Annotated in this window: 16 protein-coding genes; 2 read left to right on the forward strand and 14 right to left on the reverse strand. The window is 42.2% G+C overall.

Annotated elements, in window-relative coordinates; translation table 11 throughout:
• Positions 1 to 378: 378 nt before the first annotated feature.
• The 9 genes from K0S23_RS16040 to K0S23_RS16080 form a co-directional block, all read right to left on the reverse strand.
• On the reverse strand, positions 379 to 2,994 hold the full coding sequence (locus K0S23_RS16040) for a hypothetical protein (RefSeq protein ID WP_300359542.1): 2,616 nt from the start codon (positions 2,992 to 2,994) through the stop codon (positions 379 to 381).
• A gap of 7 nt (positions 2,995 to 3,001) precedes the next feature.
• A complete protein-coding gene (locus tag K0S23_RS16045) occupies positions 3,002 to 4,042 on the reverse strand; it encodes an amidohydrolase family protein (RefSeq protein ID WP_300359544.1) in 1,041 nt (346 codons plus the stop codon).
• Between the two features lie 372 nt (positions 4,043 to 4,414).
• Positions 4,415 to 10,720: a PKD domain-containing protein gene (locus K0S23_RS16050; protein WP_300359546.1), complete on the reverse strand. Its 6,306-nt coding sequence runs from the start codon at positions 10,718 to 10,720 to the stop codon at positions 4,415 to 4,417.
• A 161-nt stretch (positions 10,721 to 10,881) separates the two neighbouring features.
• Positions 10,882 to 11,232 carry a hypothetical protein gene (locus tag K0S23_RS16055; RefSeq protein WP_300359548.1) on the reverse strand — a complete coding sequence of 117 codons (351 nt, stop codon included), beginning with the start codon at positions 11,230 to 11,232 and terminating at the stop codon, positions 10,882 to 10,884.
• 88 nt (positions 11,233 to 11,320) lie between these two features.
• Positions 11,321 to 12,277 carry a signal recognition particle-docking protein FtsY gene (ftsY, locus tag K0S23_RS16060; protein WP_300359550.1) on the reverse strand — a complete coding sequence of 319 codons (957 nt, stop codon included), beginning with the start codon at positions 12,275 to 12,277 and terminating at the stop codon, positions 11,321 to 11,323.
• 83 nt (positions 12,278 to 12,360) lie between these two features.
• A complete protein-coding gene (locus tag K0S23_RS16065; protein ID WP_300359552.1) occupies positions 12,361 to 12,513 on the reverse strand; it encodes a DUF4295 domain-containing protein in 153 nt (50 codons plus the stop codon).
• 33 nt (positions 12,514 to 12,546) lie between these two features.
• Complete coding sequence (rpmG, locus tag K0S23_RS16070) at positions 12,547 to 12,735, reverse strand: 50S ribosomal protein L33 (protein ID WP_300359554.1); 189 nt, start codon at positions 12,733 to 12,735, stop codon at positions 12,547 to 12,549.
• 49 nt (positions 12,736 to 12,784) lie between these two features.
• Positions 12,785 to 13,021 (reverse strand): 50S ribosomal protein L28, encoded by a 237-nt coding sequence (gene rpmB, locus K0S23_RS16075; protein WP_294860689.1) that lies wholly within the window; start codon positions 13,019 to 13,021, stop codon positions 12,785 to 12,787.
• A gap of 68 nt (positions 13,022 to 13,089) precedes the next feature.
• A complete protein-coding gene (locus K0S23_RS16080; protein WP_300359557.1) occupies positions 13,090 to 14,346 on the reverse strand; it encodes a competence/damage-inducible protein A in 1,257 nt (418 codons plus the stop codon).
• A gap of 59 nt (positions 14,347 to 14,405) precedes the next feature.
• On the opposite strand from K0S23_RS16080, the gene K0S23_RS16085 reads away from it, so the two are divergent.
• Both K0S23_RS16085 and K0S23_RS16090 read left to right on the forward strand, forming a co-directional pair.
• Positions 14,406 to 15,143, forward strand: a complete 738-nt coding sequence (locus K0S23_RS16085; RefSeq protein WP_300359559.1) for a DUF4197 domain-containing protein — start codon at positions 14,406 to 14,408, stop codon at positions 15,141 to 15,143.
• Between the two features lie 96 nt (positions 15,144 to 15,239).
• Positions 15,240 to 16,103 (forward strand): nucleoside phosphorylase, encoded by an 864-nt coding sequence (locus K0S23_RS16090; RefSeq protein WP_300359561.1) that lies wholly within the window; start codon positions 15,240 to 15,242, stop codon positions 16,101 to 16,103.
• 2 nt (positions 16,104 to 16,105) lie between these two features.
• Here the strand turns inward: K0S23_RS16090 and K0S23_RS16095 are convergent, their stop codons facing one another.
• From K0S23_RS16095 to K0S23_RS16115, 5 genes are all read right to left on the reverse strand, one after another.
• Complete coding sequence (locus K0S23_RS16095) at positions 16,106 to 16,498, reverse strand: hypothetical protein (protein ID WP_300359563.1); 393 nt, start codon at positions 16,496 to 16,498, stop codon at positions 16,106 to 16,108.
• Positions 16,499 to 16,679: 181 nt separating this feature from the next.
• Positions 16,680 to 17,168, reverse strand: coding sequence for a T9SS type A sorting domain-containing protein (locus K0S23_RS16100; RefSeq protein ID WP_300359565.1), 489 nt, complete (start codon positions 17,166 to 17,168; stop codon positions 16,680 to 16,682).
• Positions 17,165 to 19,552, reverse strand: a complete 2,388-nt coding sequence (locus K0S23_RS16105; protein WP_300359567.1) for a PKD domain-containing protein — start codon at positions 19,550 to 19,552, stop codon at positions 17,165 to 17,167. Before K0S23_RS16105 ends, K0S23_RS16100 begins: the two co-directional genes overlap by 4 nt.
• 3 nt (positions 19,553 to 19,555) lie before the next feature.
• Positions 19,556 to 19,981 (reverse strand): hypothetical protein, encoded by a 426-nt coding sequence (locus K0S23_RS16110; protein ID WP_300359569.1) that lies wholly within the window; start codon positions 19,979 to 19,981, stop codon positions 19,556 to 19,558.
• Positions 19,982 to 20,265: 284 nt separating this feature from the next.
• A partial coding sequence (locus tag K0S23_RS16115; RefSeq protein WP_300359571.1) for a T9SS type A sorting domain-containing protein occupies positions 20,266 to 20,803 on the reverse strand: 538 nt, incomplete at its 5' end.

The raw sequence follows: 20,803 nt of genomic DNA on the forward strand, positions 1-20,803 counted from the left end.
CATTTATGCTTCATTTATGCTTCATTTATGCTTCATTTATGCTTCATTTATGCTTCATTTATGCTTCATTTATGCTTCATTTATGCTTTAATAATGAATTATCTTTGAATAAAGTAGTCTTGATCCCTTCGGCTTGCCCGTCTTTACCCAAAGCAGATCAACAAAATGATCGCTTCGGATCGAGTGAGACGGAGCCTTCCGCCTCGGCGGACTAACGCTTGTCCTTCGGCTTGCCCGTCTTGACCCATAGCAGATCAAACAAATGATCGCTTCGGATTGAGTGAGACGGAGCCTTCCGCCTCGGCGGACTAACGCTTTTCCTTCGGCTTGCCCGTCTTGTGAGACGGAGCCTCAGTCTTCGTCCGCCACGGCGGACTCTTATCGTTGTTGGATGTGGCCCTTTTTACCGGACGGAATGTGCAAAATCCAATTATAATATCCGATAAAGTGGGAATCAAAATATCCTTTATGCTTATAAAGATTTCGCGGAATATAGATCCGCTGTTTTTCAGTTAAACCTTTCACGGAAGCCTGTGGAGCTACTCCATCCTGAAGGCAGGGAGCATCCTGATGAACCGTATGTAAATTACTTCCGTATTGCCAAACCTGTTTCCATTCTTTCAAATTAACGTTACCGGCTGCCGGATTTTCTGCGGCCAGGATATAGTATCCTCCAAAATTTATTTTCCCCCTCATTTCCCGAATTATTCCCTGGGCATAAGCGAATCCCATGCTGTGAGCAATGATGTAAAGCGTGTCATTTGCCGAAGAATTGGGCAATTCATTTAACATTTGATATAAATTCCGGCCCGCGATCCTGCCACTATTTGCCCGGATTGAGAATCCACCCTTATTGGATTTGGTAGCGAGCAGACCAAAAGTTTTTGCTTTTTTCGAACCGAAAATTTTCGAACCGACTGTACTGGTAGTATAGCATATGTGATGTGTCTTATTTTTACATCTTTTCGGATAAATACTGGAATTCGTGCTAAAATTCAGCAGGCTCCGATGATTGGATGTTGCAACGGAATGGTGACCATCGGCATAATAGTATTCTGTGGGATTGATCCTTATTTTGAAAGTATCATCGATTTGTCTCCACGGATTCCAATAGTTGTACCGGTCTTCGGTAAATAAACGATTCAGGGAATTCGGAAATTCCAAGCCATTGCTACGCACACCTTCGAAATTCTCCTCGAAAGTGCTTCCAAGTGAAGTTGGCCGATATCCATTCACAAAGATCAAAATGCGCTTTGGCGGATCCTGCAATTTCAACTTCGCTGTCAGATCAACACCCAAATGATTATATACCTGATCACGCAGCCATTTTCCTTTCGGTGAGTATATCTTCACAACCATGTAATGACTTTCCGCCACAATCGGATCATCGAGTAAGGAAGTTTTAAGTGAATCCGAATTTGCAATCAGGCGAAGCTTTAAAGGAACATTTGATTTGGAAACATTCATTTTGAAGTAGAGCACTTTTTTTCGCTCATACAGGAAATAATTTTTATCCCGTTTGATAATTAATTCAGATCCGATCGCCTTCTCCTCCAATTTATTCGGATGTTTATTATCGAACAAGAAACTCAGAACCTTTTTCTCATCCCGGCCGGAGTATGACTTAATAATCCCGTCTGTTACTTCAAACCACGAATAACCAAGATCAACCACCAGAATTAAGGCATAAGACAAAACAAGTATTCCGGTCCATTGAATTACCCGCGAGAGAAATGAAACCCACCGCGGTTTTTTTAGTCGTGCTTTTAAAAAGCTTCGAAGTTTACGGAATCCATAAATAAATCCGGATACTACAGCCAAAACACTTAACAAATGGAGTGTATTAAATGGTTTGGATTTGATCCGGAATAATGTTTTGTAAAGAATATTATCAATTTGAAGGTGGTAGGAATACGTATTCTTCTTCATCGGACGCAAGACAGATGCCAGAAAACTTTTATTCTTCAGGATAATCGTTCCGTCTTTTGCCTGTTCAAAAAAGTAATAAGCGATCAGTCCATTGTTTGTCACAACCTCTTCATAGTCATCAATGATCGAATAAATCCGGGGATTTTTATTGATCCTCGGCCATTCTTCGTTGTTCATCTCCCATCCGGTCTGATTTCGCCCTTGCTCATCCGTACCGGTTATATTCACAAAGCCATCCAGATATTCGTTAGCCAAGACCTGTGATAATTCGCGGGAATTATTCTTCGCTATAAAGCCCAGAGCCTTATTTTTCACCATGTATCCTTTTAACTCCGGATTCACAAATGACGGTACAACAAAAAAGAGCAGTGTATTCGTGGTTTTTCCTTTGTATGCCTGTTTGTAAGTATCCCGAACGTGACGCATTTGGACGGTATATCTCAACCTGTCGGCTCCCGGGTTTTCAAAAAAGTTTGCAGTCTCAAGCGCATCATTTTCAAACACCGGCTCTATCGTTACATCAAAACGCACATTTGCAGCTCCAAACAGGTCATTCAATTCCTTTTCGATACTATCCCTGTTGATTTTTATTTTAAGCAAAGGAACAATCCGAACCTGCTGTGTAACTAAAGGCAGCACCGTTACATGCAGTGTTGAAATAATATTTCCGCGATACTTTGCAAGTACTTCGTAATCCTTATTGGATGCCGGCAGAAAGATCCGTTGTTTGATTTCGCTAATCCGGAAACTATTGATCCGTTCATTGCGAATAAAAAACTCGATCGAATCAACCGAAGGAAACTTAAACCTGTTGATTTTAAAATCGACCACATCGGTTTGGCCCTTTCCAACAGATTTAAACACTTCAATCTTGCTATTTCCCTCCTTATTTCTGCTTACCCATTCATAAAATCCGTAACGCTGATCCTTATTTTTGACAAAGCGGGCATATTCAATCGGTAAATGTCCGAGCGAATCTTTTCTTTCCTGCGAAAAACCGCAAAAAGCATGGAATAGGCACAAAATGCCGATTAGCAGCTGGAGAAAGAAAATCCGTCGAAACATACGTTTATTAAATTGAAGTCTTTCCTAACCAGCGCAATACGTTATCGTACCAAATTGCATCGGATTCTTTCTGTTCCAAAATACCAACTTCGACTGCAAAGTCAATCACTCTTCCCGGGTATGAGTTTGCAACTCCTTCCATTTCACCCAGGGGATAAGGATCATCCAGTCCTGAAACGATCTGAGATGAACCAACCCGGATTTTCAGTAATTGAAGTGTATAGGAATCATGAACAAGCGTATCAAAAAACAAGTTGGGGTGTCCTAAACTTGCACGCGGATCACGGGCCTCTGTAAACAGATCCGGGCGTCCGTCAAATCCCTGTAAGCGTCTTCCGTAATTGGCCTGACCCAGCATACAGCCGTGTGCGAAACAGGTACGGATATCCGGATATTTATTAACGAAATCCTTTAATGAGTACATGTGTAAGGTATCTGCCGTCTGGGCCATCATCCAAACCAGGTGAAAACGCCAGTACATATCTTTTAAGGCTACCATTTTTTCACCGTCATAAGGATGGATTTCGATTGCCAGTTTGTATTCGTTTGCCAATTCGAACAAGGGCAAAGTAGAATCATCTACCACGGAAAGCCATTCATTATTCTTATTTAAAAAGTGAGTTGGCAAGCAAAGCAGGTTCATTTTTAAGTCTTCTACACACCTGCGAATCTCATTGAGCGCATCATCCAAATAAAGTGGCTGAACCACAAACCCACTGGTGAATTTATCCGGTCGACGCTCCTGTACACTTGCATTGAAATCATTCTGCCATCGGATCGCATCAAAAGCATCCTGCTTAGCCCAACCATTGCAATAAACCTGGGATAAATTCAACATGACACCATGATCAATGCTATGTTTCTCCATCCACTCAATTTTTTCATCAAAAAAGAAGCTTGGATCTGTTATTGGCCGCGCCCAATCGTCTTGCCTCATGAATTTCTTATCCTCATCAATCCAAAACAATTTCTTCTCACGCATGAATTTCGGGATCTCCGAAGGTTCAGGTAAGATGTGTCCGTGCCCATTAATCTTTAGTTTTCGCATGCTTGATCAATCTTTACATCAAAAGTAAGCAATCGAAAGAAACTCCAATAGACCCCGAAAAAGAAAAACTAGTTAATTGCATACCCACCATTTCTATTTTCACCACGAATGCACAAATTTAAAGGGCGCTTACCAGACGCCCTTATCTTACACAATTTGATGAAATCATTTAGGTAAATAAAAAACGAGTGCGGTGCGCCTATGCTGAAGCTTGTGCCATCGCTAAAGCTATTGGCGACATGCGATCAGCGATCAGCATAAGCATTAGCCGAGTTATAATTTGTGCATTTGTGGTAAATGAATTATACACATTTTTAAACTAAAAAAGGAGCCAAAACACTTTGACTCCTTTCCATTTTTGTTATTCTAAATTTACTTACTGATCACAACCTGGTGGTATTTGGTTCCAAATTCTCCCAATACCTGTAAAGTGTAATGTCCGTTTGCGTAAGATGACAAATCAATTGTCCTGATCGTTTCAAACTGGTCGATCTTTAAATCTAAGATCCATTTTCCCTGTGCGTCAATGAGTTTCAAATTCCTATACGGAATATCCGACAAGATCTCGATTTTATCAACTGAAGGGTTCGGATAAACAGTCAGATTCCATTGTTCATTTTCAACAACAGATAAACATTCGTCCACTACAATGGTAGCTTGTGCTGTTCCTGAACAACCATTCACATCCGAATAAGAATAGGTTATCGGGAAATTACCTGCTCCGCTCACAGCCGGATCAAAACTTCCTCCCGAAACTCCGGTTCCCGAATATGTTCCTCCTGCCGGTGTTCCACCCGTCAAAACAAATGCCGGATTGTAGTTACAAACCTGGCCTAAATCTCCAAATGCAACTGTTGGATTCGAATTTACCGTAATTGTTACCTGATCACTTAGCTGACATCCATTCACATCAGTTCCCGTTAAAGTATAGGTATTTGTATTTACCGGAACAAAAGAGATTCCATCCTGAACTCCATTATCCCATCCCAAAAGCGGGGAACCGGTTGAAATACCTGTCAATGTAACAGAATTTCCAGAACAAACATCCTGATCACTTCCTGCGTTCACACTAAATGGTGCTGCATCTGTTATCGTGATCGGAGCAGAAGTAGAAGTACATCCTGCATTGGTAACCTGAACGGTATAAGTACCAGCTGCTGTGACTGAAATGCTTGAAGCAGTTGATGCCGTAGACCAGGTATTTCCGGAAGAATAAGACGAAGTAAGCGTAATTGAACCTCCCGGACATAAAATCGTCGAAGCGGAAGTAATTACCGGAGGAGTTGGCGCTCCCGGATCTGTTAAACTTGCCGAAACAGCATTGGAAACACAGCCATCACCACTTGTTAACAGAATGGTGTAGGAACCGGCTCCCAGATTTGGAATTGTTGCTGGAAGGGAAGTTGCAGTTGATCCTGAGGCTGCTCCTGACCAGGAAACAGATCCGGAGCCTGTTCCATTGACAGTAACAGATCCTGTAGTTGCCCCGCATGCACCTGGATTTACAACAGTACCCAGGGAAATAGCCGGTGTTGGATTAACCGTAATGCTCGTTCCGGAACTTATCGCACTTTGACAACCCGATGCGTTTGTTACCTGAACAGTATACGTTCCGGCAGTTGTCGGGATAATGGATTGCGTTGTTGCACCGTTAGACCATAAATAACTTGTTCCCGCTGTTGAAGTCAGGGTAACGGATCCGCCAGAGCAGAACGTCGTTGGTCCGCCAGCTGTAATTGCGGGTGCTGAAGGAGTTGGATTCACAGTTACTATCGTAGTCGCACTTGCCGTACTTTGACAACCCGATGCATTTGTTACCTGAACAGTATACGTTCCGGCAGTTGTCGGAGTAATGGATTGCGTTGTTGCACCGTTAGACCATAAATAACTTGTTCCCGCTGTTGAAGTCAGGGTAACGGATCCGCCAGAGCAGAACGTTGTTGGTCCGCCGGCTGTAATTGTGGGTGCTGAAGGAGTCGGATTCACTGTTACTAAAGTAGCTGCGCTCGCTGCACTCTGACAACCCGATGCGTTTGTTACCTGAACTGTGTATGATCCTGCTGTTGTTGCTGTAATGGATTGCGTTGTAGCTCCGTTCGACCATAAATATGAAGATCCCGCACTTGAAGTCAATGCTACAGAGCCGCCCGAACAGAAAGTCGTTGTGCCACCAGCTGTAAGTGTTGGCGCTGCAGGAGTTGGATTAACTGTAACTGTCGTAGCTGCACTTGCCGCACTCTGACAACCCGAAGCATTGGTTACCTGAACAGTGTATGATCCTGCCGTTGTTGCTGTAATGGATTGAGTTGTTGCACCATTCGACCATAAGTATGAAGATCCCACACTTGAAGTCAGGGTAACCGAACCGCCTGAACAGAAAGTCGTTGTGCCACCAGCTGTAATTGTTGGCGCTGCAGGAGTTGGGTTAACAGTAACTGTTGTAGCCGCACTTGCCGCACTCTGACAACCCGATGCGTTTGTTACCTGAACTGTGTATGATCCTGCTGTTGTTGCTGTAATGGATTGAGTTGTTGCACCATTCGACCATAAATATGAAGATCCCGCACTTGAAGTCAGGGTAACCGAACTTCCCGAACAGAAAGTCGTTGTGCCACCAGCTGTAAGTGTTGGCGCTGCGGGAGTTGGGTTAACAGTAACTGTCGTAGCCGCACTTGCCGCACTCTGACAACCCGATGCGTTTGTTACCTGAACTGTATAGGCTCCTGCTGTTGTTACGGTAATGGATTGAGTTGTTGCACCATTCGACCACAGGTAAGTATTCCCTGCACTTGAAGTGAGTGTTACAGAACTTCCCGAACAGAAAGTCGTTGCACCGCCAGCCGTAATAGCCGGAGCTGCAGGAGTTGGATTTACAGTTACCGTGATCGCATTGCTATTCGGACTTTGACAGCCTGCTGCACTGACAACCTTACATGTGTATGTTCCGGCCGTTGAGACAGTAATCGATTGTGTTGTTGCCCCGGTTGACCACAGGTAGTTCGTTCCGGCAGTTGAAGTCAAAGTAACTGATCCGCCAGAGCAGAATGTAGTTGTTCCTCCAGCTGAAATCGTAGGTGCCGCGGGGGTTGGATTAACCGTTACTGTTGTAGCAGTGCTTGCCGCACTCTGACAACCTGCCGCACTTGTTACCTGGACAGTATATCCTCCGGCTGTTGTTGCAGTAATGGATTGCGTTGTTGCACCGTTAGACCATAAATAACTTGTTCCAGCGCTTGATGTTAAAGTAACAGATCCGCCAGAACAGATTGTAGTTGATCCACCCGCCGTGATTGCCGGGGCGGCAGGAATTGCATTTACCGTGACATAATTTGTCATAGTCGCAGTATTCGATCCACCACCATTTGTAGCTGTCAGGGCTACGTTGTATGTCCCGGCAGTGGAATAGGTTACCGTTGGATTTGCAGCAGTTGAGGTTGCCGGTGTTCCTCCGGGAAAAGACCAGGAATAAGAGGTCGGAGAACCAGTTGAAGTATTGGTATAAGTAATACTTTGCCCAGCACACACAGATGTTACCGTTGTGGTAAAACTCGGAGTTGGAGGTGTTGTTGAAATTACTCCGGTTACATTGATATTATCAACATATAAGTTATTTCCATACCCTGATAAATTTTTGAAAGCAATAATCACATTTGCCTGACCGATATAAGGAGTCAAATCTACAGTTTCTGTTCTCCACTGAGCAGCAGTCGGTGTAAAAGCAGTTGTCAAAGCAGCAGCTGTTGCCAAAGTGGTATTGGATTTAGAATAAACACTAGTAAATGAACCACCACAGTTTGTTGACACCAGTATCTCCAATCCATCAAAATTAGCGGCATCGTAAGGTGCATACGCCACATCAAAAGTCATTTGAGCAGATGAAAGCCCTGTAAAAATCAAAGGTTTTAATCTGACCACATCATCATCTGCATCGTTATATGCAAAATTATTGAACCACATTGCATTCCCGGCTGTAGGAGCAAGACCGGCTGCCGTTGTTCTGGCCCAGGATGTTGGGGAAGCATTGTTATTCACCAGGGACCAAGCTGTAGGAACAAAAGTTGCACTTGTAAAACCTTCAGTTAATGGCAATGCCGTTGCAGCAGAGGCAACGACCGTTATATACGCGTTTTTTGTTTCCGTATCCGATCCGTTTGCGTTTGTAGCAACAAGCGTTACAGCATAGGTACCCGCTGTATTATAAGTAACCGAAGGATTTGCAGCTGTAGAAGTAGCAGGTGTTCCTCCGGTAAAAGTCCAGGCATATGAAGTCGCATAAGTAGACAAGTTAGTAAAGCTTACCGAAGCCCCCTGACAAATTGTTGTGGAAGAAGCAGCGAAATCTGCTATCGGTGGAGTCACAATACCTACTCCATTCAAAACAAAATTATAGGTTCCTTCGTCACAATCATTGGTTGCAAACTGAACATTTCCAGTAAAATTCCCAGCTGCATTTGGCGAGAATACTACCGTGAATGTTGTTGTTGAACCGGGAGTAACTGTCGTAGTTCCAAATCCGGTTCCCAAAGCAAATCCGGTTCCTGTAACTGTAATCGGATTCGTTAATGTTAAATTGGTTGTTCCGGTATTCGTAACCGTAAACGTTGCAGTAGCAGAACCGCCGGATAATGTATTCGCATAGGTATAATATCCTCCATCCAATACATCTGTACTTCCGGAAGTTAACTGAATTTCTCCGGGAGTTGTTCCTTCAAATTTCACATTATCTATATAGATGTTATTTCCATTAGCAGAAACTCCTCTAAAACGGAAACGGATATTGTCAGACGCCGCCGTAACATAAGGCATTAAACTGATCGTTTCTGTTCTCCAATCCGTAGCGACTGTAGGGAAGTATTCTCCCCCGGACAAGGTTGCACTTTGATACAGCGGCTGTGCCCCATTACCGGTTTTATTGTAGACGTTTGTCCACGTTGAACCGCAATCGGTAGAAATCTGCACAATCAACTGATCATTTGAACCGGCAAGTCTTCTCCTGTAAGCTACATCAAACGTCAAGGTTGCCGCCGTTGCGTTACATGGTAATAAAAAAACCGGCGTATAAAAATCTTCATTTGACGTTGAACCATTATTATAGCACGGTACCTGAGCAATATTATTTGTGAATATTCCTGCAGAAGAGATTCCTGAAGCCGGGGACCATTTGTAGCAATCCCCATTTACGTTATCGATTCTCCATTTAACATCGGGAGGAAAGGATTGACCTTCAAAATCCTGAGTGTAGTTTGGCATGATACCATTTGAAACCACGAAATCAATTCCGGAAGTATCGTAAACAGTGTACGGATCTGCAATACCATTCGGAAGCGTCGAGTAAGCTCTGAACGAGTGCGTTCCCAAAGTAGCAGTGAAAGCCGGTAAACTCACTGTTGCAGCTGAATTCGGGCTCAAATTACCCGTCCAGCTAAAAGTTACCGGAGTTCCATTATCAATTTTATAAGAGATCGTAGCAGAAGTCAGGTTATTGGAGCCTCTGTTTCTTAATTGCACACTCGGAGTTATTGCTCCGGCACAATTATCACCTATCGGGGCAAAGACATCTGTTATTGAAGCATCACTTGGATTCGGAGGAGTACACGCGTCTGAGTTTATCAACAAGACTCTCATGGGAGAAGCTTCCAATACAGCCCTCATTCGTTGCTTTTGATCGTTGGTAAAGACACTCATACAAAGATCATCCGTGTAATCCATGTAATTTTCAATCATATCCACACCGGCATCCGGAGCTGCAGTGCATGAATTCGTTCCACTTGGACAGCCATAATTTGCTGCTGCCGCTTCAGGTGTATCATTACAATAATCGTCTACCGTACATCCTCCATCACCCCAAATATGACGTAATCCCAGCCAATGACCAATTTCATGTGTTGCAGTGCGTCCCTCATTATATTGACCAGTAAAACCAGTTACTGAACTTTTACCGATAGAATTATAAAGAAACACCACACCATCCGTAGCCGCTGCCTGCGCTCCACATCCCATACCACCAATAGGAGATTGAGGAAACTGAGCATAACCGAGGATCCCTCCGCTGATATCACATAACCAAATATTCATGTATTTATCCGGCGACCATCCGCGGGTTGCAGTGGGAACACCACCATTGTAAGTATATGGTTTAATGGTAGCATCAATATAATTAGTAGCAAATGGCGGAGCAGTAAAACCCGCTGTTGTACGATTAAGTCTGTTCACGCCGTCTTCACCACCAGGGAAAGCAGATCCATCCGGTCTTCTTTTCGCCAGGCAAAATTCAATTTGCGTATCTGCACCAACGGGATTCGTGTTCCATCCGTTAGTACCGAACATTCTTCTGAAATCCTCATTCAGAACATCGATCTGGGATTGGATAGCCGCATAACTTACATTCGTTCCAGTACCGACAGCTTCGCCATTATGGATTACATGAACTACAACCGGGATTTGGTAAACACCGCCGATAATTTTGCCGGCAGCCATATTTTGCGAAATTTCAGACTGAATCCATTGTTCAAAATCCTGAGCCGATTCTAATTCGGGATGATTGGCATGCAGGATCGCATCGTTTTCATCTGTGTAGCACCGAACGACTCCGTTTGTTTGACCGAATACCCCATTAAAGAGCACCGAAAAAAACAAACATGCGAATAGTGCACGTAGTTTTACTCCGTTAGTTTTCATAAAGCAGTTTTTCATTTTTGAACGAGACTTTCAATCCACTGGAAATAAATAGATTATAGCACTCAATTCTAGTTTTAGCAAACCAATATTACTAAAAAAAATGACATCACACGCTTTTTAAAGTTTGGATTTTAACATTGACTTATCAATGATGTTGGAATTTACTCAAACATGTCCCCTAACATCCTTTCTCCCGCTTGTCCAACAAAAGGAACATATTTTTTTTCGCCCTGAATAGCTGCAATTAAAAGTATGAGCCAACAAACAAAAAGTGCAAAGGAAAGGATATTGATTACAATCAACCCGAAAAACGGGATAAAGAAAAAAATGGTGTCAATGATACTAATTCCTGCGCCCATAAGCATAAGTATCAACATTTGCCTAAGATGAAATGCTGTAAACTTACGTTCTTCACCTTCGGAAGATGAAACCCGGACCATGGAAATAATCCAACCAATCAGGGTGCAATAAGCAAGTATTGCATTCGTCTTATTAAGCGATTTTAAATTCATGTCGATATACTACACGAAATTTACGACCGAATTATAAACTTAGTTCATTGCAATTAGTAAACAGTAAATTTAAATGATTACTATTCGCTTATTCGCCAAAAATAGATGCAACAAATTCCTCCTTATGAAAAACCTGGAGGTCTTCTATCCCTTCACCAACACCGATAAACCTAACCGGAATACTCATTTGGTCTGAGATTCCAATCACCACGCCACCTTTGGCTGTTCCATCCAATTTTGTAATGATCAATCCGGTTAAGGACGTTGCCAGTGCGAACTGTTTCGCCTGTTCAAAAGCATTTTGCCCGGTTGAACCATCCAAAACGAGTAAAATTTCATGTGGTGCGTCCGGAACAACCTTTTCCATAACACGTTTGATCTTTGAAAGTTCATTCATCAGATTCACCTTGTTGTGCAATCTTCCGGCCGTATCGATAATTACAACGTCAGCTCCCTGGGATTTGGCTGAACTTAAGGCATCAAAAGCCACTGATGCGGGATCTGCGCCCATTCCCTGCTGAACAATCGGAACACCCACTCTTTCCGACCAGATAATTAACTGATCTACGGCAGCAGCACGAAAAGTATCAGCAGCTCCAAGAACAACTTTCTTCCCTGCTTTTTTGAATTGATTCGCCAATTTCCCGATGGAAGTAGTCTTTCCTACCCCATTTACACCGACAACCATGATCACATGCGGATTTCCGTTGTGGCTGGGGATATTGTATTCACTCGGTCCATCACTATCATTTTCCGATAAAAGGGCTGCAATTTCCTCTTTGAGAACCTTGTTGAGCTCGTCCGTTCCAACATATTTATCTTTAGAAACGCGCTCATTGATTCTATCAATGATCTTTAAGGTGGTATTCACACCTACATCCGAGCTGATCAGAATCTCTTCCAGTTCATCCAATACCTCATCATCAACTCTTGATTTACCAACCAGTGAGCGGGTTAACTTCCCGAAAAAACTATCTTTTGTTTTTTCAAGTCCCTTATCAAGGGTTTCTTTGTTTTCTTTCGAAAACCAACCAAATAATGCCATAGTTCAAAAATACAAAAAAAACCCCTCCGCCATAGCGAAGAGGTTTTAAAACAATATCGAGTTTACAACTTAAAGAATCCGGTTTATTTATTAAACCACTCTTTTACTTTATCGTTGTGTACAATCTCTTCTTTGAATGTGAAAGAACCAGATTTTTCAGACTTAACCATCTTGATTACTTTCGTATGCTCTTTTCCTCCACCTTTTTGTAGGGATGCTACTACTTTCTTAGCCATGACTTAATTTTTATAAAGAAGCTTTTGCTTCGATTACTTAATTTCTTTATGAAGGGTATAACGCTTCAAGATTGGATTAAATTTCTTGATTTCCAAACGATCAGGCGTGTTCTTACGATTCTTCATCGATATGTAACGGGAAGTTCCCGCCATTCCAGACTCTTTGTGTTCAGTACACTCTAAAATAACCTGGATTCTATTTCCTTTTGCTTTCTTAGCCATTTTTTTAATTCTTTATGATTGGAACCACTTTCGTGACCGAATCAGGATTTTACTTTAAAAAACCTTTTTCACGTGCTTCTTTCATACACGCAGAAATACCTTTCTTATTAATAGTTCTCAAAGCAGACGCAGAAATCTTCAATGTAACATACATATCGTCTTCTGGTACGTAGAACTTCTTAGTTAACAAGTTCGGGTAAAACTTGCGTTTTGTTTTGCGGTTTGAGTGAGAAACGTTGTTCCCGACCATTACCGACTTTCCTGTGATTTGACAAACTCGTGACATTGTATTTTATATTTTCCTTATTCTAAAAGCGGGTGCAAAGAAAAGTAAATTCCCACAATTAAGCAACATTAATCTTGCTTTTTTTCAATATTTATTCCTAAAATTTCGCAGCGCAACAAATTTAAAGCTGTCAGCACGGTCATTTGTACCGTTCTTTGCCTATCCGTACCGAACAGAAATTTTCTCGAAATCTTCCTGTCCGGACCGTCAATTGCGATCCAAACTGTCCCTACGGGTTTGTCATCAGTTCCTCCCAGCGGACCAGCAATTCCCGAAACGGAGATTGACCAGTCGACACCCAGTTCTCTTTTTCCTCCGGCAGCCATTTCAAGAACAGTTTCTTCCGATACAGCGCCAAAACGCTCCAGGGTTTCAGAACCAACATGAGCCAATTTCATTTTTAACTCATTGCTGTAAGTAATAAATCCACCCAATACATAATCGGAGGATCCTGAAACGCTTGTCAGGCTGGCCATAATACTTCCACCCGTGCAGCTCTCAACCGTACCGATCGTTTCACCATTACTTTTCAGTAATTTCCCGACCACTTCCGGCAATGTTTCTTCTTCCTCCCCATACAGATAAACAGGAATCATCTTTTTCAATTCTTCACCGTAAAATGTGACACGTGCCTGGTTTCCAGAAGCGGAACTGATTCTTAGTTTCACCATTCCCGGGGATGGTAAATAAGCGAGGTCCAACCCTTCCGCCCGTAAACCATTCTCCCAGTCAGTTAATTTTTCAGCTAAAAACGATTCTCCGATACCTTGAGTCAAATAAGTTCTCTGAACCAGTTTCTTAACCGGAAATCGCTCCGTTAACCTTGGAATAACATGAGTTTCTACCAGGTATTTCATTTCATACGGAACTCCAGGCATAGAGACAAATATAGTCCCATCCTTTTCGAACCACATTCCCGGAGCAGTTCCCTGCTCGTTGAATAAGACCTCGGAAACTTCAGGAACCATTGCCTGCATCTTATTCACTTCCAGCATCGGACGATTCCTTTTGATAAAGAAAGATTCCACATGACTCAAAACTTCCTGGTCCAATACCAATTGCGTATCAAAATAAGCACACAGGACCTGTTTGGTGATATCGTCTTTCGTTGGACCCAATCCTCCGGTTATCAGAACAACCTGACTTCTCCGCTGGGCCTCCTGTAAAGCAGATGTAATTGCTTCCCAGGTATCTGAAATTGTTGCAACGTAGGAAACCTTAATTCCGTTCTCCGCCAACTTAGCACCAATCCACGAAGCATTTGTATTAATTGTCTGTCCAATTAAGAGTTCATCCCCGATAGAAATAATTTCAACATTAATCATGGTACTGTTTTTGAGCTGAGACAAAATTATTCTTAAGTTTGAACATAAAAAATAATCCCATGAGAAAATTCACAACAATCTTAGTTTTAGGTAGTATTCTAATCGGTTTACCGGCGTGCGAAGCGGTGAAAGAAGCAGCAAGCACATTAAATACCGGAACGAGCACAACACCATCTTTAACTAATTCGGAAGTAATTTCCGGTTTGAAGGAAGCATTAACTGTCGGAATTCAAAACTCTGTGAATTTAACCTCTGTAACTGATGGTTTCCTGAAAAATGAAGCTATCCGCCTTCCCTTCCCCCAGGATGCTTTAAAAGTAAAGCAAAAGGCAATGGATTGGGGATTGGGAGCACAGGTAGAAAAATTCGAAACAACGCTCAACAGAGCTGCCGAAGAAGCTACCAAGGAAGCACTTCCGATCTTTAAAGATGCAATTCTGAATATGAGTATCTCGGACGGTTTCAGCATCTTAAACGGTGGAGACGGAGCAGCAACAAGATTTTTAAAAGACAACACAACTTCTAAGTTAGTAGCTGCATTCTCACCAAAGGTAAAAGAAGCTATCTCCAAAGTTAAACTAACTGAATACTGGAACCCGATCATTACTAAATACAACAATGCAATGAGTTTAACGGGCGGAGAAAAAATCAACCCTGATTTGAATCAATATGTTACAGAAAGAGCCATTTCAGGTTTATTCCAGATGGTTGAAAAAGAAGAAAACAAGATTCGTAAAGATCCTGCCGCACGAGTTACCGACTTGTTGACCAAAGTATTCGGAAGCATTGGAAAATAATTGACAGGTGACTGAATGCTTGCGCTAAAGCTATAGCATAGGCGCAGCGGAGTCGAAGTCACCTTTTGCATTTTGAATTAATAATTTTGAATTAGCATGAAGTATCCTGCATCAGAACTGGTATTAGATTCGAAGGGAAATGTTTATCATTTGGGGATTTCTCCGGAAAACTTAGCTCATGACATCTTATTGGTCGGCGATCAGGACCGGGTTTCTGCTATTTCGGCTTTTTTCGATGAGATCACACATCAATCGAAACACCGTGAGTTTGTCTGTCACACCGGAACATATAAAGGGAAGCAAATAACCGCTTTATCAACCGGGATCGGAACAGATAATATCGATATTGTTATCAATGAACTCGATGCGTTGGTAAATATTGACCTGAAGAACCGCATCAACAAAACCGAAACAACTCCACTGAACCTTATCCGTATCGGAACCTGCGGTATTCTCCAGGCTGATATTGACGTACACAGTTACATTTTATCGAGTCATGCAATCGGCATAGATAATGTAGCTCATTTTTACCCTATTGCATTTAACCCGGAAGAAAAATCCATAGCAGGCTCATTGGATTCTTTCGTTGGGTTTCCCGAAGAAATTACGCCTTATTGCTCGAAAGCTTCGGCGATGCTATTAAAGAAACTGGAAGGTGAAAAGGTACATACCGGAATTACTGTTACAAGCTCCGGATTCTATGCCCCGCAGGGAAGATCACTCCGCCTTGGAACCAGGACAGCAGAAATCAATGAAAAACTGGAAGAGTTTTCTTTTGAAAACCACCGGGTGGTGAATTTTGAAATGGAAAGTTCTGCACTCTTTGCGTTAGGAAAAGCAATGGGACACGAATGTATTACCATCTGTCTGGGAATAGCAAACAGGCCCCGAATGGAATTCAGCAAAGGATATGAACAAGAAATGAATGCGCTGATCGAATACGTATTAGACCGGATCTGAAATTACTTAATCGGAAATTTCTTTTGGTACTCCTCCGGACTAAGATCCATGCCGGTATCTTCATCCATAAGAGCAACTTTAAAACTGTCTTCGCGCACTTTTATGTTCATCTTTACGATACTGGAGTTTCCAACATGCAAGATCACCTGAAACCAATAAAATCCGTTTTTTCCATTCAGCCGTTCTTTACTAAGCTTTAAAGAAATAGACTGATTCTTTGCTTCGGCATTTGCTTTAAAATCTTTTACGATCTGCAGATTCTGAACCAGGTCATAAGCTTTATACTCCGGAGTCTTTTCCTCTACATCCACTTTCACCTTTTCTTCCTCAGCACCGCAGGATACAACACCGCCAAGCAGCAACAAACCAATTATAATTCCAATCAGAGTTTTCATTTCTTCATTATTTAAGTCCAATGTAGGAAATAAATCTCATTTGAAGGAACTCCTGAAGTTATTGAAACAAAAAAGACCAATTCGATATTTTCCGTAAAAAAAAAGCCTTCATCAGTTGACGAAGGCTTCAATCCAGTCATTGTCAGCTATGGCTGACGTATATTGAAAGCAGTGCTTTCTCTTATTGTTTTACCAAGGAATAAACTTTAGATCCGTTTCTGATGATATAAACACCAGATCTCAATGAAGAGATATCCAACACCAAAGTACCATCTCCCTGTTTATAAGAGGATACATTCAGACGAATATCCTGTCCCATCGCATTCAATAATTTAAACGTACTCAACGAAACAAGGTCTCCTTTCAGTGTAACAAGATCGGTAGCCGGATTAGGGAAAATAACCAAATCACTTACACCAGCAATATCAATATAAACCGATTCCATATCATGAACCCGCAACTGACCGTTATAATCAACCTGTTTCAAGCGGTAATAAGAAACCCCGTTCAGAGGCATGTTATCCAATGCATCATAGTAAAGCGGTGTTTGGGAATTACCCGCACCACTTACCTGAGCAATTTCCACCCAGCCGTCAGCTCCACTTAGAGATCGCTCAACCACGAAATAATCGTTATTTTGCTCGGAACTTGTTTCCCAATTCAATCTCACGGAATTATTGTTGACAGCAGTTGCTTCAAAGCTAACCAGACCAATTGGCAACAAGGAGTTCCCTGGTTTGTCGGAGTGACATTAGCAGTTGTTGCACCGGTACTTGAAAGTGTCGTTGCAGCTACCCAGCCCTGAGAGACAATTGTTGGCGTATAGGAAGGAACCGAAACAATTCCTGCACTGAAATTCACATCCCAGTTAAAGATGTAACCGTTGTCTGAACCTAAGTGATCCGTTACGTTGATTGTCCAGCTACCGTTTAACGGACAACCCACTAAGCCTGAAAAACTCTCTGCCGGTAGATAAGTTCCTGCCGGCACATAACTATCCGTATAAGTACCCGGACCATTTCCACTGGTGAACGTACCGCCTGTTGCGATTCCGTTTACCAGGGTAGTTGATCCCGACATTGAAAAGCAATAATTAGATCCTGTTCCTGGAGTGACAGTTGTTGAACTTCCATCCACAGTACTTGTTGCCCATGGACTTCCCAAATTGGCAGAACCACCTCCGGAACCATAAGTTTGTAAACTAACACTTTGCCCGTTCGGACATTCAATTTCCAGGGACAAATCTCCCAGGTATGAGTGCTCCATATCGAGACAGATATTCGTTATATCCGTTGCCGAAGTAACTGTGGCAGCAGGGTTATAACAATTAGTTGTTATGGAAGTCGAATAAGAAACACCTGATCCATCCGGTAAGAAAGTCGTTCCCGAAACCGGTGGAGTACAATTTACCGTGTATGGTGTCATTGTAACATTCGCACTAAGTCCTGATGTTGTGTTTGTACATAAAGTTGAAGGTGTAGCAGATGTAGTGATGGTTGGTGTAGTTGAAACCTGGATAATTTGGTTATTGTAATTTGTATTGGTACAGCCATTCGCATCGGTTGCTACCAAATTCAAATAATAACTCCCTACGGCCGGATAGGTATAAGTTGTTGAAGCTCCCGCAGCAGTTGCTCCATTTCCAAAATTCCATGAATAAGTTGCTCCTGCACTACTGGAAGAGAATGTACCTGAACCCGTGGCAGTGATACTTTGTCCCTGGCATACGCGGATAATTCCACCAGCTCCCGGAGCCGGAGTCACAGAAGTAATGCTCGTCGTAATTGTCTGACATGGAATTACACATGAAATATCGGCTACCCATCCTGAATTAACAACCGAACCGTCAGAAGTAAATCTGAAGGTCAAACATCCACTCGCATTACTTGCAGAAGCCTGAATTGTACCTGGACTGGTAGTACCGGAATAAGTTCCTAAAAGCGGAGCTGCAACAGAGTTTCCGTCAAAAACCTGTAAAACATCCAAACTCGTCTCCGTTTGAAAGGCACTGAATACCAATTTTAGTTTAGCTCCTGCCGTGGAGGGACAAATCGTATAAACACGTGTATCCGAATTGGAATAATTAGATAATCCACCGCCATCGTAAAACGTTCCGCTACACGCTGAAGTACTTCCCGTAGAAGGCATAAAGATTGATCCAACGGGCGGCGGAGCCGGAGAGGTAACACAAATAGTAAAAGTAGGTGTTGCCGGTGTAGTAGCAGCACTCCAGGTATAGACCCGAACATAGTAATTCATACCCACGGTCAAACCATTTACGGTGTAATCGGTTTCAGCATCCTGGCATCCCAATGAAGCTCCGATACACGACCCGGGAGCAGCTCCGGTACTTGCAAAAATTTCGACACCTGAATCCCAGCTGGTCGAGCGTGTGATTATAGCAGTTGTATTAGTAGCCGTAAACGAGTACCAAACATCATCATCCGGTGTTCCGGTACAAGAAGCGATTCCTGAATTCGTAGCACCTGCAACTGTTCCGGAAGTTGTAGAACAACTGGCTGCCTGTGTCAAAACAGTTGCCGTGGCACAGTTGTCATTAGCCGGAGGAGTGACTGCTCTAACACAAATTGTACCTGTCATTGAGGAATTGTTATTCCCGGACTGCCGATGCAACTGAACATAATATGTTGTTCCTGAAGTTGTTGGAACAGTAACGCTGACACTTCCCCCGGAAGCAGCACTTCCGCAACCTAATTGAGTTCCTCCCCCACATGTAGTCCAAATAGCAACTGCCAAATTTTCAGATGTAGCAGTTGCAGTAATCTGGCTGAATGATGAAGTTGCAGTAAATGAATACCATCCGTCATCATTGTTGGAGGAATTACACGTCGATAAAACCATCCCCCCATTAGCGAAGGTTCCTGGCAAAGAAAAGTTCGTTGTTGTACAGGTAGCTCCGACAGTAAGAGAAGGAACACCGGCACAAGCATCACTTTGTGACCATGCTCCGAAGTTGATAACTGAAACAAATAGAGTCATTAGTACAAATCCTTTCAATAAGAACTTGTATCCGTTCATAGAATTCTTTCTCATGGCTTAGTTTGTTGTAATTGGGTTGATGACCATGATGTAAGAAGTATTGTCGATACGAAACACTTGTGTTTTATTTGAAAAGAATTCAAGATTGTATACCAATGGATTGAAAGTACTCACATTAAAATTTGCAAAATCCGCTCCCTGGATTCCCGGATTGACTTTAGCCATTAATGGAACAGAAGATAACAAAGGATACTTTTGGCTTTCTGCCTGTTCTGCAGCCCGGTATTCAATACGGTCGGTCATGACCTTACCGAAAGCAGTGACAAGGGTTGGATTGCTAAAAACAAAATCCGCTCCATGTACATAAGCAATACGATTTGAAATTTCTTCAGGTGTTAGTTGTTGAGTTGTAGTTTGTCCAAATGACCAAAAAGTCATTTGCATGACAAAGAGGGAGAGAGTCCCCTTACGCAATAAGTTCATGAGTTTAACAGTTGTATAATGTACCCCAAATTTAGACTTAACACTCTGGTAATCAAAATTGATTCTGTTAAATTCCGGAAATAGTCTTTTAAACTATCAATATAGTTGTTAAATTCCTAGTAAAGACGGATGTTTTAGTTGAAAAAATATAAATAACTTATTTCAAGTTATTTGCACAATTTGAATATTATTATGTTAATTGTTAAATAATAGTCGATTAATAACTTAATATGATAAATTTCAAAACAATATAATGAGGCAAATTAACTCATTCCTGAAGAATTTCATTGCTTTATCAATGAATATACTTTTGTACCGTTTTTAACCATGTAAACACCAGATGTCAAGGAAGAGATATCCAACACCAAAGTACCATCTCCCTGTTTATAAGAGGATACATTCAAACGGATATCCTGTCCCATTGCATTCAATAATTTAAAAGTACTCAACGAAACAAGGTCTCCTTTCAGCGTAACAAGATCGGTAGCCGGGTTGGGGAAAATAACCAGATCACTTACACCAGCAATATCAATATAAACCGATTCCATATCATGAATCCGTTCCTGAGCATTATAATCAACCTGTTTCAAGCGATAGTACGAAACACCATTCAGAGGCATATTATCCAATACAGTATAGTAAAGCGGTGTTTGGGAATTACCCGCACCACTTACCTGAGCAATTTCCACCCAGCCGTCAGCTCCACTTAGAGATCGCTCAACTACGAAATAATCGTTATTTTGCTCGGAACTTGTTTCCCAATTCAATCTCACGGAATTATTGTTGACAGCAGTTGCTTCAAAGCTAACCAGACCAATTGGC

The organism is Fluviicola sp. (genome assembly GCF_029266855.1).
GTDB lineage: Bacteria > Bacteroidota > Bacteroidia > Flavobacteriales_D > Crocinitomicaceae > Fluviicola.

Excerpts from the sequence above, each read along its gene's own strand:
- K0S23_RS16110 (WP_300359569.1), bottom strand. The coding sequence starts at position 19,981 with ATGAACTTATTGCGTAAGGGGACTCTCTCCCTCTTTGTCATGCAAATG.
- K0S23_RS16050 (WP_300359546.1), bottom strand. The coding sequence starts at position 10,720 with ATGAAAACTAACGGAGTAAAACTACGTGCACTATTCGCATGTTTGTTT.
- K0S23_RS16055 (WP_300359548.1), bottom strand. The coding sequence starts at position 11,232 with ATGAATTTAAAATCGCTTAATAAGACGAATGCAATACTTGCTTATTGC.
- ftsY (WP_300359550.1), bottom strand. The coding sequence starts at position 12,277 with ATGGCATTATTTGGTTGGTTTTCGAAAGAAAACAAAGAAACCCTTGAT.
- K0S23_RS16105 (WP_300359567.1), bottom strand. The coding sequence starts at position 19,552 with ATGAGAAAGAATTCTATGAACGGATACAAGTTCTTATTGAAAGGATTT.
- rpmB (WP_294860689.1), bottom strand. The coding sequence starts at position 13,021 with ATGTCACGAGTTTGTCAAATCACAGGAAAGTCGGTAATGGTCGGGAAC.
- K0S23_RS16095 (WP_300359563.1), bottom strand. The coding sequence starts at position 16,498 with ATGAAAACTCTGATTGGAATTATAATTGGTTTGTTGCTGCTTGGCGGT.
- K0S23_RS16040 (WP_300359542.1), bottom strand. The coding sequence starts at position 2,994 with ATGTTTCGACGGATTTTCTTTCTCCAGCTGCTAATCGGCATTTTGTGC.
- K0S23_RS16090 (WP_300359561.1), top strand. The coding sequence starts at position 15,240 with ATGAAGTATCCTGCATCAGAACTGGTATTAGATTCGAAGGGAAATGTT.
- K0S23_RS16065 (WP_300359552.1), bottom strand. The coding sequence starts at position 12,513 with ATGGCTAAGAAAGTAGTAGCATCCCTACAAAAAGGTGGAGGAAAAGAG.
- rpmG (WP_300359554.1), bottom strand. The coding sequence starts at position 12,735 with ATGGCTAAGAAAGCAAAAGGAAATAGAATCCAGGTTATTTTAGAGTGT.
- K0S23_RS16080 (WP_300359557.1), bottom strand. The coding sequence starts at position 14,346 with ATGATTAATGTTGAAATTATTTCTATCGGGGATGAACTCTTAATTGGA.
- K0S23_RS16085 (WP_300359559.1), top strand. The coding sequence starts at position 14,406 with ATGAGAAAATTCACAACAATCTTAGTTTTAGGTAGTATTCTAATCGGT.
- K0S23_RS16045 (WP_300359544.1), bottom strand. The coding sequence starts at position 4,042 with ATGCGAAAACTAAAGATTAATGGGCACGGACACATCTTACCTGAACCT.